This window comes from Streptomyces sp. CB00455 (assembly GCF_001905445.1).
GTDB lineage: Bacteria > Actinomycetota > Actinomycetes > Streptomycetales > Streptomycetaceae > Streptomyces.
In genome coordinates this window covers 742394-755995 of record NZ_LIVQ01000003.1, presented here as the reverse complement: position 1 = coordinate 755995, position 13602 = coordinate 742394, and the positions used below count along the sequence as shown (strand labels likewise).

Sequence of the window (13602 nt, the reverse complement as noted above, 5' to 3'; positions counted from 1 at the left end):
GTCAAGGGGGCCCCGCTCGGGGCCCCTGGCAAGGTACCGTCGGATATGAGGCACCAGGAGCGCTGAACCAGGCGTCTCCCAGGCGAAGGGGAAGCACCTCGTGGCACGCATCGGTGACGGCGGCGACCTGCTCAAGTGCTCGTTCTGCGGAAAGAGCCAGAAGCAGGTGAAGAAGCTCATCGCAGGACCCGGTGTGTACATCTGCGACGAGTGCATCGACCTCTGCAACGAGATCATCGAAGAGGAACTCGCGGAGACCTCCGAGGTCCGGTGGGAGGAACTCCCCAAGCCCCGTGAGATCTACGAGTTCCTGGAGAGCTACGTCGTCGGCCAGGAGCCGGCGAAGAAGGCGCTCTCCGTCGCGGTCTACAACCACTACAAGCGGGTCCAGGCCGGCGAGAACGGCGGCGCGCAGGGCCGGGACGACGCGATCGAGCTCGCGAAGTCCAACATCCTGCTGCTCGGCCCGACCGGTTCCGGCAAGACCCTGTTGGCGCAGACGCTCGCGCGCATGCTGAACGTCCCGTTCGCCATCGCCGACGCGACGGCGCTGACGGAGGCCGGGTATGTCGGCGAGGACGTCGAGAACATCCTGCTCAAGCTGATCCAGGCGGCTGACTACGACGTCAAGAAGGCCGAAACCGGGATCATTTACATCGACGAGATCGACAAGGTCGCCCGCAAGAGCGAGAACCCGTCGATCACGCGCGACGTGAGCGGCGAGGGCGTCCAGCAGGCGCTGCTGAAGATCCTCGAAGGCACGACCGCCTCCGTCCCGCCGCAGGGCGGCCGCAAGCACCCGCACCAGGAGTTCATCCAGATCGACACGACGAACGTGCTCTTCATCGTGGGCGGCGCCTTCGCCGGCCTGGAGAAGATCATCGAGTCGCGTGCGGGCGCCAAGGGCATCGGTTTCGCGGCGACGATCCGCTCGAAGCGCGAGATCGAGGCGAGCAACCAGTTCCAGGAGGTCATGCCGGAGGACCTGGTGAAGTTCGGGATGATCCCCGAGTTCATCGGCCGTCTCCCCGTGATCACCTCCGTGCACAACCTGGACCGCGAGGCCCTGCTCCAGATCCTGATCGAGCCGCGCAACGCCCTGGTGAAGCAGTACGAGCGGCTGTTCGAACTCGACGGTGTCGAGCTGGACTTCGAGCGCGAGGCGCTGGAGGCCATCGCGGACCAGGCGATCCTGCGCCAGACGGGCGCGCGCGGCCTGCGCGCCATCATGGAAGAGGTCCTGATGTCGGTGATGTACGAGGTCCCGTCCCGCAAGGACGTGGCCCGGGTGGTCATCACCGCCGATGTCGTCCGCTCCAACGTCAATCCGACGCTGGTCCCGCGCATCGTCCCGAAGGACCAGGGCCCGCACGAGAAGTCGGCGTAGCCGCGACGAGGCGCCATGCAAGGAGGGCCCCTTCCAGCCGACTGGCTGGAAGGGGCCCTCCTTGCATGTGGAGATCGGCCAATAAGTACGAGAGTCGGCCATATATTCGATTTGCTCTGGATTTCGCGCTGCCCGACGAGTGAACTACTGACTGGTAGTAATCATGATCGGCAAGGAGTAAGTGCATGAGTAAGGCGCGACGGATCATCGGGATGGCGGTGGCGACGGCAATGGCAGGTGCGCTGCCTATGCTGGCGGCATCACCCGCCCAGGCCACGTCCGGTGACTGCACGAACTACATGCGGAACCTGGGATACAACGTTCGGGACGGCGTCATCAGCGCGTGCAATCACGGTGAAGGGGGCTTCGTTGGCGCGCAGGTCTGTTTCGGCATGCTGATACAGCTTGGTGTGAAGTATGACGACGCCAACGAGGCGTGCTACCAGGCGGCGCGTGACTGACGTCATGGCCCAAGGGCCCAGCACATGCTGGGCCCTTGCCCTTGTCAGGCCTTGGAGCGCGCGGTGTTGTAGAGCTTCGCCGTCAGGTCGGCCACCTCGTCGAGGCTGCCGCTGCTGCCGCCCACCAGGAAGGTAGCCGGGTCGGCGGAGTTGATGCCTACCAGCGTGGAGTGGTCGCCCCAGGCGCAGGAGGGGATCTCGATGTCCTTGGGCGTCTTGCCCGTGCCGGGCTTGGTGCTGATCATCTTGATGTGGGCGCACTTCATCACGGCACCCTTGAATCCGGCCGGGGTGAACTTCTTCGGAGTGCCGACCAGTTCGTACGTGAACCCGAGCTTCTCGGTTTCCTTGTTGTTCTGGCCGATCCCGGCGTAATAGCCGTCGACCGACTTCTCCGGATCGGAGATCTCGCCCCAGAGGCCGTTGGCCGCGAGTTGCTTGCCCTTCCCGTCCGTACCGATCCGGTACTTTGCGGTCGCGTTGTGTGCGTTCTTCACGCCGAGCGCCTCGGCCTTGGTCTTGCCGTCCCCAGTGACCGGGGCGTCGGCCGCAGGGGCACCGGAGGCTTCCGGTGCCTTCTGGTAGCCGTCAACCGCAGCGGGGTAGGACAGCTTGTAGCCCTTCGTGTCCGCCGCGATGGCGCCGGACGCGCCGCCGCCCTTGATGAAGTACCAGCCGGCGCCCGCGACCACCGCGACCGCGACGACCACCGCGATGACGACGCCGGCCTTGGACTTCTTCGGGGGCTGCTGCGGGGGCATCCCGCCGTACGGGGGCTGCTGGGGGTAGCCGTAGCCCGGCTGCTGGGGCTGCTGGGGCTGCTGGGGGTAGCCCTGTGGCGGGACGCCCGGCTGCTGCGGGTAGCCGTAGCCGGGCTGGGGGGCCGCGGGCTGGCCGTAGGGGCCGGGCGGTGGGGGCTGCTGCCCGTACGGTCCCGGCTGCTGCGGCTGCTGCTGCGGCTGCTGGCCGTACGGCCCCGGCTGGTTGTAGCTCATCCCGCGTCCCCCAATGAGGTTGCTTATCTGTTTCTCACATCCTGGCCCAAGCCCGTACCGGGCAGGGCGGCGGGCCCCGGGATTACCGGTTTCATGACTGGACTGTTACGGCTCTAAACTGTGCCCCGTGACCGAGAACGCGCAGACACCCAGCAGCCCCAACTCCGAACTGCCGACCCAGTACGCGCCGGCCGAGGTAGAGGGGAAGCTCTACGAGCGCTGGGTGGAGCGTGGGTACTTCACGGCCGATCCCGCGAGCGAGAAGCCCCCGTACACGATCGTCATCCCGCCGCCGAACGTCACCGGCTCCCTGCACCTGGGGCACGCCTTCCAGCACACGCTCATGGACGCCCTGACCCGCCGCAAGCGGATGCAGGGCTACGAGGCGCTGTGGCTGCCCGGCATGGACCACGCCGGAATCGCCACCCAGAACAAGGTCGAGCAGCAGCTCGCGGAGGAGGGCAAGTCCCGCCACGATCTGGGCCGCGAGGAGTTCGTCGAGCGCGTCTGGCAGTGGAAGGAAGAGTACGGCGGCAAGATCCTCGGCCAGATGCGCCGCCTGGGTGACGGCGTCGACTGGTCCCGTGAGCGCTTCACCATGGACGAGGGGCTGTCCCGCGCCGTTCAGACGATCTTCAAGAAGCTCTACGACGACGGCCTGATCTACCGCGCCGAGCGCATCATCAACTGGTGCCCCCGCTGTCTGACCGCCATCTCCGACATCGAGGTGGAGTACCAGGAGGACGCCGGCGAGCTGGTCTCCATCCGGTACGGCGAGGGTGAGGACAGCCTGGTCGTCGCGACGACCCGCGCCGAGACGATGCTCGGTGACACGGCCGTCGCCGTCCACCCCGACGACGAGCGCTACAAGCACCTCGTCGGCACCCGCATCAAGCTGCCGCTGACGGACCGGACCATTCCGATCGTCGCCGACACGCATGTCGATCCGGAGTTCGGCACCGGCGCGGTGAAGGTGACCCCCGCGCACGACCCGAACGACTTCGCGATCGGCCAGCGCCACAACCTCGAATCCATGACGATCATGGACGAGCACGGTGTCATCACCGTCCACGGCCCCTTCCTCGGCCTGGACCGCTTCGAGGCCCGCTCGGCCGTCGTCGGCGCGCTGCGCGAGCAGGGCCGGATCGTCGCCGAGAAGCGTCCGTACACGCACTCCGTCGGACACTGCTCGCGCTGCAGTACCACGGTCGAGCCGCGCCTGTCCCTCCAGTGGTGGGTCGGCGTCAAGCCGCTCGCGAAGGCCGCCGGTGACGCGGTCCGCGACGGCCGGGTCGCCATCCACCCGCAGGAGATGGAGAAGCGCTACTTCGACTGGGTCGACAACCTCAACGACTGGTGCATCTCGCGCCAGCTGTGGTGGGGCCACCGGATCCCGATCTGGTACGGCCCCGAGGGGCAGATCGTCTGCGTCGGACCGGACGACGAGATGCCGACCGGTGAGGGCTGGACCCAGGACACCGACGTCCTCGACACCTGGTTCTCCTCCGGCCTGTGGCCGTTCTCCACGCTCGGCTGGCCGGAGAAGACCCCGGACCTGGAGAAGTTCTACTCCACGGACGTCCTGGTCACCGGCCACGACATCATCTTCTTCTGGGTCGCCCGCATGATGATGTTCGGCCTCTACGCCATGGACGGCGAGGTCCCCTTCAAGACGATCGCGCTGACCGGCCTGGTCCGCGACGAGCGCGGCAAGAAGATGTCGAAGTCCTTCGGCAACGTCGTCGACCCGCTGGACTGGATGCACAAGTACGGCTCCGACGCCGTCCGCTTCACCCTGGCCAAGGGCGCCAACCCCGGCACCGACGTCCCGATCGGCGAGGACTGGGTCCAGGCCTCGCGCAACTTCGCCAACAAGATCTGGAACGCCACGCGCTTCGCGCTGATGAACGGCGCCACCATCGAGGGCGAGCTGCCGGCCCCCGAGCGGATGTCGGCCACCGACCGGTGGATCCTGTCCCGGCTGAACAAGACCGTCGCGCAGGTGGACGCGTACTACGAGGACTACCAGTTCTCCAAGCTCAGCGAAGCCCTGTACCACTTCGCGTGGGACGAGGTCTTCGACTGGTACGTCGAGCTCTCCAAGACGACCTTCTTCGCGGGCGGCGAGGGCGCCAAGGTCTCCGGCCGGGTCCTCGGGGAAGTCCTGGACGTCACCCTGCGCCTGCTGCACCCGGTGGTCCCCTTCGTCACCGAGACCCTGTGGACCACGCTGACCGGCGGCGAGTCCCTCGTGATCGCCGACTGGCCGAAGGACAGCGGCTTCCGCGACGAGGCCGCCGAGGCCGAGATCGAGAACCTCCAGGCCGTGGTCACCGAGGTCCGCCGGTTCCGCGCCGACCAGGGTCTGCAGCCGGGCCAGAAGGTCCCGGCCCGCCTGGACCTCGCCGGTACGTCCCTGGCCGCGCACGAAGCCGCCATCCGGCAGCTGCTGCGCCTCCAGCCCGAGGGCGACGACTTCAGCGCCACCGCGACCCTCCCGGTCGCCGGCGCGACGGTCGCGCTGGACCTGTCCGGCACCATCGACGTGGCCGCCGAGCGCAAGCGCCTGACCAAGGACCTCGGCGCCGCCGAGAAGGAGAAGCAGCAGGCCGAGGCGAAGCTCGGGAACGAGGCGTTCATCGCCAAGGCCCCCGACAACGTCGTGGACAAGATCAAGGGCCGCCTCGCCAAGGCCGAGGCGGACATCACCCGGATCCAGGCCCAGCTGGACGCGCTGCCCGCCGGCTAGCCGCACGGCCCACCGCCGCCGCGCCACGCGGCGAGCAGGTACGGCGAAGGCCCCCACACCGACGGTCGGTGCGGGGGCCTTTCCCGTCGAGTCGCGGCGACCACGGACGGCTCACCGGGGGCGATCCCGTACCCCGTGCGAGGACCAGGGTGTGGGCGGCTCCCGGGTCCCTCGTCATGCCGCGGCCGGAAGCGGCCTTGCCGGCGCCGGCCTGCGGCATTCGTTCCCCCTCTCCTGTGGCGAGGCGTGGGCGACGCTCCGGTCGGACGTCCCGCCGGAGGTCCCGGAGCGGCCGGGCCGGAAGTTCCGCGCACCGTCGTCCGTAGACTGGGTCCGTGAGTGAGCAGCAGCCCGAGCACGACGGCACCTTCGACGCATCCGACGAGTTCGACCAGATCGTGGCGGAGGAATCCGACCGCGACCCCGACCTGGCGGTGATCGAGGCCGGCAGCCGCACCCTGCGCGCGCAGGCCGGCCCGCCGCAGGGCGATCCCGTGCCCGAACGGCCCACCGACCCGGAGGTGGCCGAGGCGCTGGCGGAGGTGGAGCGGGAGCTCGCCGGCCGCTGGGGCGAGACCAAGCTGGAGCCGTCCGTGACGCGGATCGCCGCGCTGATGGACGTCCTGGGCGAGCCGCAGCGCGCGTACCCCTCCATCCACGTCACCGGCACGAACGGCAAGACCAGCACGGCCCGCATGATCGAGGCACTGCTCAATGCCTTCGAGCTGCGCACCGGCCGCTACACCAGCCCGCACGTGCAGTCGGTCACCGAGCGGATCAGTCTCGACGGGGCGCCGATCACCGCCGAGCGGTTCGTCGAGACCTACCACGACGTCAAGCCGTACGTGGAGATGGTCGATGCCGCCGAGGAGTACCGGCTGTCCTTCTTCGAGGTGCTGACCGGGATGGCGTACGCGGCCTTCGCGGACGCCCCGGTCGACGCGGCCGTGGTCGAGGTCGGCATGGGCGGCACCTGGGACGCCACCAACGTGATCGACGGCTCGGTCGCCGTGATCACCCCGATCAGCCTGGACCACACCGACCGGCTGGGCTCCACGCCCGCCGAGATCGCCGGGGAGAAGGGCGGGATCATCAAGCAGGGCGCCACGGTGATCCTGGCCCAGCAGCCGGTGGACGCCGCGCAGGTGCTGCTGAAGAAGGCCGTGGAGGCCGACGCGACGGTGGCCCGCGAGGGCATGGAGTTCGGCGTGGTCGCGCGCGAGGTCGCGGTCGGCGGCCAGCAGCTGACGCTGCGGGGCGTGGGCGGCGAGTACGAGGGCATCTTCCTGCCGCTGTACGGCGCGCACATGGCGCGCAACGCGGCGGTGGCGCTGGCCGCGGTCGAGGCGTTCTTCGGGATCGGCCAGGAGCACGCCCGGGTGCTGGACGCGGACACCGTCCGCAAGGCCTTCGCGACCGTGACCTCGCCGGGCCGCATGGAGGTCGTGCGGCGCAGCCCGACGGTGGTGCTGGACGCGGCGCACAACCCGGCGGGCGCGGCGGTCACCGCGGAGGCCGTCACCGAGTCCTTCGGCTTCAGCCGGCTCATCGGCGTGGTGGCCGCGAGTGCGGACAAGGACGTGCGCGGGGTGCTGGAGGCGTTCGAGCCGATCTTCGCGGAGGTGGTGGTGACGCAGAACACCAGCCACCGCTCGATGGGCGCGGACGAGTTGGCGGCCGTCGCCGTCGAGGTCTTCGGCGGGGACCGGGTGCAGGTGGAGCCGCGGCTGGACGACGCCCTGGAGGCGGCGATCACCCTGGCGGAGGAAGAGGCCGAGTACGGAGGGGCCGGGGTCCTGGTGACCGGTTCCGTGATCACGGTGGGCGAAGCCCGCCTGCTGCTGAAGAGGGGCTGAGGATGCGCACGCTGTGTGCGAGCACGCTGATCGGCGAGTTCTTCGTGATCGGCTTCGCGGGCCTGGTGGCCATGAAGGACCCGGACCTGACCCAGACGGCGGTCTGGACGGTGTGCGGTGTCACGATGCTGCTGTCGGTCCTGCTGTGCGGGATGCTCTCGCGGCCCGGGGCCGTCCAGCTGGGCTGGGCCCTGCAGATCGGGCTGATCGCCAGCGGGTTCGTCGTCCCGACGATGTTCTTCCTCGGCGCGGTCTTCGCGGGCCTGTGGTGGTGCTCGGTGCACTACGGCCGCAAGATCGACGCCGCCAAGGCCCGCTGGGCCGCCGCGGCGGAGGCCGCGGGGAGCGGCCCCGCGCCTGACGCTGTGTGACGGGTCACCGGAACGGCCCTGTAGATTCGCCCTACCGCACCCGTATGCCGCAAGGAGCCCCGACATGACCCAGCGCACCCTCGTCCTGCTCAAGCCCGATGCCGTCCGTCGCGGTCTGATCGGCGAGATCATCGGCCGTATCGAGCGGAAGGCCGGCTGGACCATCGCCGCCCTGGAGCTGCGCACGCTGGACCAGGACACCCTGGAGGCGCACTACGGCGAGCACAAGGGCAAGCCCTTCTACGAACCCCTCATGGGCTTCATGGCCGGCGGTCCGGTCGTCGCCCTGGTGGTGGAAGGGGAACGCGTGATCGAGGGTGTCCGCCAGCTGGCCGGACCCACCGACCCGATCGCCGCCGCGCCCGGCTCCATCCGGGGGGACTTCGGCACCGTCACCCGCGAGAACCTGATCCACGCATCGGATTCCGAGGAGTCCGCCAAGCGTGAACTGGGGCTCTTCTTCCCCGCCCTCTGAGCGCCCTTTCCTGACGCGACATCAGCCATATAGCGCTCATGACCTGGGGCGACCGAAGTAATTTCGGTCGCCCTCCGGTATTTCCGGGCGGGAGCGGGAACGCCTGGGCAGGACACGACGTCACCACTAGGGGGGCGGGTATCCGATCCGGCGGGATTGCCGGAGTCCCGTCGCGCGGTCCGCGTACTCGCGGCACTACGATGGAGCCTCCACCCACACACCCACCTCGCCGACCTGACAGCAGCCGCTATCAACTGGAAGGCCAGACGCTCCTCATGGGGAACAAGGGGAACAACATGTCGTTCATCGGCCGTGACATGGCGATCGACCTCGGGACCGCCAACACGCTGGTGTACGTGAGGGGCCGGGGGATCGTCCTGAACGAGCCGTCCGTGGTCGCCATCAACACGAACACCGGTGGCATCCTGGCGGTCGGCTCCGAGGCGAAGAAGATGATCGGGCGCACGCCCGGCAACATCGTCGCCGTACGACCCCTCAAGGACGGCGTCATCGCCGACTTCGAGATCACCGAGCGTATGCTCCGGTACTTCATCCTCAAGATCCACAAGCGTCGCTATCTGGCCCGCCCGCGCGTCGTGGTCTGCGTACCCTCCGGCATCACCGGAGTCGAGCGGCGCGCCGTCATCGAGGCGTCCACGCAGGCCGGCGCCCGCCAGGTGCACATCATCGAAGAGCCCATGGCCGCCGCCATCGGCTCGGGCCTGCCCGTCCACGAGGCCACCGGCAACATGGTCGTGGACATCGGCGGCGGCACCACCGAGGTCGCCGTCATCTCCCTCGGCGGAATCGTCACGGCCCAGTCCATCCGGGTGGCCGGCGACGAGCTCGACAACGCGATCATCCAGCACGTCAAGAAGGAGTACTCGCTCCTCCTCGGTGAGCGCACCGCCGAGCAGATCAAGATCACCATCGGGTCGGCCTACGACCTCGACAAGGACGAGCACACCGAGATCCGCGGCCGCGACCTGGTCTCCGGCCTGCCCAAGACGGTCGTCATCTCGGCCGCCGAGGTCCGCAAGGCCATCGAGGAACCCGTCAACGCCATCGTCGACGCGGTCAAGACCACCCTCGACAAGTGCCCGCCGGAACTGTCCGGCGACATCATGGACCGCGGCATCGTCCTGACCGGCGGCGGCGCCCTGCTGCGCGGCCTCGACGAGCGGCTGCGCCGCGAGACGGGCATGCCGATCCACATCGCCGAGGACCCGCTCGACTCCGTCGCGCTCGGTTCCGGCAAGTGCGTCGAGGAGTTCGAGGCACTCCAGCAGGTCCTGGACGCCCAGCCCCGTCGCTGACACACACCCCTCCATTCGGAGGGGACATGCGGAACACAAGGATCCGCCGTACGGGTGCTACCGGGCCCGTGCGGCGGATCGTTGATATACAGGCAAAAGAAATTACGACGAGGAAGGCACGGCCGCCGCACGTGAGGGACACACGAGAAAGCCGGCTGCTCCTGGTGCTTCTGATCGCCATCGCGTTCGCGTTGATCACGGTGGACATCAGGGCAGGCGAGGAGTCGCCGGTCGACGGCGCCCGGCAGGCCGCGGCAGCGGTCTTCGGCCCGGTCGAGAAGGGCGTGGCCACCGCCGTCGACCCGGTCGCCCACGCCATAGGGGCGGTACGGGACTCCGGCGAACGCCACAACCGCATCGCCACGCTGGAGCAGCAGAACGCGGCCCTGAAGGCCAAGCTCGGCAGCGACGACCAGACCCGCAGCCGCATCCACGAGCTCGACGAGATGCTCAAGCGGGCCGGCGCGGGACAGTACGGCATCAAGGGCGCCGAGGTCATCGCCATAGGAGCGGCCCAGGGCTTCTCCTGGACCGTCACCATCGACGCCGGCAGCAAGGACGGCATCGAGCGCGACATGACCGTCCTCAACGGGGACGGACTCGTCGGCCGGGTCAGCACCGTCGGTCCCGACACGGCCACCGTCGTCCTCGCCAACGACCCCGACTTCACCGTCGGCACCCGGCTGGAGAAGACCGGCGAACTCGGCTTCGCCACCGGCCAGGGCGACCGCGCCCTGTCCGTCCAGATGCTCAACGGCAAGGCCAAGGTCAGCCCCGGCGACCGCCTCGTCACCTTCGGCTCGCGCGGCAACAAGCCCTTCGTCCCCGGCGTGCCGATCGGCGAGGTCGTCAAGGTCGACCCCTCGCGGGGCGACCTCACCCGCACCGTCTGGGTGCGCCCGTTCGTCGGCTTCTCGCGCCTGGACATCGTCGGCGTCGTCGTGATGCCGCCGCGCGAGGACCCGCGCGACGCCGTCCTGCCGCCCAAGCCCGAGGCCCCCAAGCCCACCCCGACGGTCACCGTCACGGTCACCCCGTCCGGTGCCGCCAGCGCGTCCGGCAAGCCGGCCGACGAGTAGGAGCAGACCGACCATGCGCTTCAACCGGATCCTGCTGTCGGCCACGCTCGTCGTGGTCGCCCTCGTCGTCCAGGTGACCGTCCTGGGACGGCTGCAACTGCCCGGCGCCGTCCCCGACCTGCTGCTGCTCACCGTCGTCGCCCTCGCGCTGGTCTACGGGCCCGTCAGCGGCGCCCTCATCGGCTTCACCGCCGGCCTCCTGGCCGACCTGGCACCGCCCGCCGACCACGCCGCCGGACGGTACGCACTCGTCCTGTGCGTCATCGGCTACGTCACCGGGCTGGCCCGCCCCGACAACGGCCGCTTCCGCTCCGCCTGGGGCCCGATGCTCACCGTCGTCGCCGCCGCCATCGGCTCCACCCTGCTCTACGCGGGGGTCGGCGCCCTCGTCGGCGACACCGCCGCGCGCCACGTGGGCCTGACGGGGCTGCTGTTCACCGCCACCCTCTACGACCTGCTGCTCGCACCCTTCACCGTCCCCTTCATCATGGCCCTCGCCCGGCGCGCCGAGAACGACCCGATGGCCGTCGAGGCCGGCGGCGGACCCGGCCAGAGCACCGACGTCTCCTCCGGCTGGCTGGCCGGCGGCACCGGCCTGCGCATCGGCAGCCAGCGCGGGGGCCTGCGCCTGAAGACCGCGCGCGTCCGCGCCAACCGGGCCGGCCGCATAAAGGGCGTCAAGGCCGTCAAGGGCGTGAAGAGCGTCAAGAAGCTGTGAGGGAGGAGCCGACGTGACCAACGTGCCGGAGACCGGCCGCACCCACCGCGTGCACATCCGCCTCGTCATGATCCAGGTACTCGTCTTCTCCCTGCTGCTCACCCTCGGCGGACGGCTCTGGTACCTCCAGATCCGCAACGGCCGGGAGTACGCCGACGAGGCCAAGAACAACCACGTCCAACAGGTCGTCCAGCCCGCCGTGCGCGGCTCGATCCTCGACGCCCGCGGGATCCCGCTCGCCGACAACGAGACCCGCCTCGTCGTCTCGGCCAGCCGCACCGAGCTGATGAAGATGAAGGACAAGGGCAAGGGCGTGCTCGGACGCCTGGCCGGGGTCCTGGACATGAAGCCCGGCGACGCCGCCGACAAGGTCCGGCTCTGCGACTCCAAGACCCCGCAGCCCTGCTGGAACGGCTCCCCGTACCAGCCCATCCCGGTCACCCTCGAAGCCACCACCCAGCAGGCTCTGCAGATCCGCGAACGCCCCGAGGACTTCCCCGGCATCACCGCCGAGCCCACCGCCGTACGCCGCTACCCGGCGCCCGGCGGAGCCAACACGGGCCAGGTGCTCGGCTACCTCTCCCCGGTCACCGACCAGGAGATCATCAAGGCCAAGGACACCAACTCGCCCTTCCTGCGCTCCGACCAGGTCGGCCGCTTCGGACTGGAGCGCACCTACGACAAGGAGCTGCGCGGCAAGGCGGGCGTGACCCGCTACGAGGTCGACAACCTCGGCCGGGTCATCGGCGAGGCCAGGAACGACCCCACCGTCCCCGGCGCGCACCTGGTCACCAGCATCGACGCCCGGGTCCAGGGCGTGGCCGAGTACGAGCTGAACGCGGCCATGGTCGAGGCGCGCAAGCAGATCGACCGCAACACCGGCGTCCCCTACAAGGCCGACGCCGGCGCCATCATCGTCCTGGAGTCCAAGACCGGCCGTGTCGTGGCGATGGCCTCCAACCCCACCTACGACCCGAACGTATGGGTCGGCGGGATCTCCGGCAAGGACTACGCCAAGCTCACCGCCAAGGAGTCCAACGTCCCGCTGATGAACCGGGCGATCCAGGGCCAGGCGGCGCCGGGCTCCATCTTCAAAGTCATCCCGACCACGGCCGCGGTCAACGCCGGGTACAAGTTCGACGGGGACTACCCCTGCCCCAGCTCCTATTCCATCGGCGGCCAGGTCTTCAAGAACTTCGAGTCCCAGGGGCACGGCAACATCACCCTCGGCCAGGCCCTCGAAGTCTCCTGCGACACCGTCTTCTACGCCCTCGCCCACCAGCAGTGGCTCAAGGACGGCGCGCTCAAGCCGAAGAAGAACCCGGGCGACATCTTCTTCAAGACCGCCCACCTGTTCGGCCTCGGCGCCGAGACCCGCGTCGACCTGCCGGGCGAGGAGAAGGGGCGCGTCCCCGACCGCCAGTGGAAGCAGCGCTTCTGGGCGGCCAACAAGGAGCAGTGGTGCAAGACCGGCAAGAAGGGCGGCACCTACGTCGAGCTGCTCTCCTACGAGAACTGCCTCGAAGGCAACCTCCTGCGCGCCGGTGACGCCGTCAACTACTCCATCGGCCAGGGCGACACCCTCGTCACCCCCATCCAGATGGCCACCATCTACGCCGCCATCTGCAACGGCGGCACGATGTGGAACCCGACCATCGGCAAGGCCATCATCAGCGCCGACGGCAAGAAGATCGAAGAGATCAAGCCGCAGGCCCACGGCAGGCTGCCGATGACCGAGGACACGCGCCGGAAGATCAACGGAGCACTGGAGGGCGTCGCCACCCGGGGCACCGCCGCCTGGCGCTTCGGCGGCTGGCCGCAGAAGCAGATCCCCATGCACGCCAAGACCGGCACGGCCGAGGTCTACGGCAAGCAGACCACCTCGTGGTTCGCCACGTACACCGAGGACTACACGATCGTGATGACGATCTCCCAGGGCGGCACCGGCTCCGGAGCCTCCGGGCCGGCCGTGCGCAACGTCTACAACGCCATCTACGGCCTCGACATGGCGGGCAAGCAGGACGTCAAGAAGGCCCTGCTCGTCAAGCCGGAGGCGAAGCTGCCCAGGATCCAGCCCGACGGCTCCATCGACGCCCCCGAGATCCGGCCGTACGTGCCGCCGTCCCCGGAGGATCTGGCGCCGCCCGCGCTCGCCGGGCCGCCCGCCCCGCCCACCGCGCGCCAGGACTGAGGAC

11 protein-coding genes are annotated in these 13602 nt (G+C 69.2%); 10 read left to right on the top strand and 1 reads right to left on the bottom strand.

What is annotated here, in order from left to right; translation table 11 throughout:
- Positions 1–100: 100 nt before the first annotated feature.
- Both clpX and AMK16_RS15930 read left to right on the top strand, forming a co-directional pair.
- Positions 101–1387, top strand: a complete 1287-nt coding sequence (gene clpX, locus AMK16_RS15935) for an ATP-dependent Clp protease ATP-binding subunit ClpX (protein WP_073915165.1) — start codon at positions 101–103, stop codon at positions 1385–1387.
- A 185-nt stretch (positions 1388–1572) separates the two neighbouring features.
- Positions 1573–1848: a hypothetical protein gene (locus AMK16_RS15930; RefSeq protein WP_073915162.1), complete on the top strand. Its 276-nt coding sequence runs from the start codon at positions 1573–1575 to the stop codon at positions 1846–1848.
- A gap of 44 nt (positions 1849–1892) precedes the next feature.
- Here AMK16_RS15930 and AMK16_RS15925 read toward each other — a convergent pair whose 3' ends face one another.
- Positions 1893–2843, bottom strand: a complete 951-nt coding sequence (locus AMK16_RS15925; protein ID WP_073915159.1) for a hypothetical protein — start codon at positions 2841–2843, stop codon at positions 1893–1895.
- Positions 2844–2970: 127 nt separating this feature from the next.
- Here AMK16_RS15925 and AMK16_RS15920 point away from each other — a divergent pair, with 127 nt between their 5' ends.
- The 8 genes from AMK16_RS15920 to mrdA all read left to right on the top strand — a co-directional run bounded on the left by AMK16_RS15920 (position 2971) and on the right by mrdA (position 13598).
- Positions 2971–5592 (top strand): valine--tRNA ligase, encoded by a 2622-nt coding sequence (locus tag AMK16_RS15920; RefSeq protein WP_073915156.1) that lies wholly within the window; start codon positions 2971–2973, stop codon positions 5590–5592.
- Between the two features lie 335 nt (positions 5593–5927).
- Positions 5928–7448, top strand: a complete 1521-nt coding sequence (gene folC, locus AMK16_RS15915; protein WP_073915153.1) for a bifunctional tetrahydrofolate synthase/dihydrofolate synthase — start codon at positions 5928–5930, stop codon at positions 7446–7448.
- Between the two features lie 2 nt (positions 7449–7450).
- Positions 7451–7819: a DUF4233 domain-containing protein gene (locus AMK16_RS15910; RefSeq protein ID WP_073915150.1), complete on the top strand. Its 369-nt coding sequence runs from the start codon at positions 7451–7453 to the stop codon at positions 7817–7819.
- 64 nt (positions 7820–7883) lie between these two features.
- Positions 7884–8294: a nucleoside-diphosphate kinase gene (ndk, locus tag AMK16_RS15905; protein WP_073915120.1), complete on the top strand. Its 411-nt coding sequence runs from the start codon at positions 7884–7886 to the stop codon at positions 8292–8294.
- Between the two features lie 296 nt (positions 8295–8590).
- Positions 8591–9610: a rod shape-determining protein gene (locus AMK16_RS15900; protein WP_073916159.1), complete on the top strand. Its 1020-nt coding sequence runs from the start codon at positions 8591–8593 to the stop codon at positions 9608–9610.
- Between the two features lie 131 nt (positions 9611–9741).
- Positions 9742–10689, top strand: coding sequence for a rod shape-determining protein MreC (mreC, locus tag AMK16_RS15895; protein WP_073915117.1), 948 nt, complete (start codon positions 9742–9744; stop codon positions 10687–10689).
- Positions 10690–10702: 13 nt separating this feature from the next.
- Complete coding sequence (mreD, locus tag AMK16_RS15890; RefSeq protein WP_073915114.1) at positions 10703–11407, top strand: rod shape-determining protein MreD; 705 nt, start codon at positions 10703–10705, stop codon at positions 11405–11407.
- A 13-nt stretch (positions 11408–11420) separates the two neighbouring features.
- Positions 11421–13598, top strand: coding sequence for a penicillin-binding protein 2 (mrdA, locus tag AMK16_RS15885; protein ID WP_073915111.1), 2178 nt, complete (start codon positions 11421–11423; stop codon positions 13596–13598).
- Positions 13599–13602 lie beyond the last annotated feature (4 nt).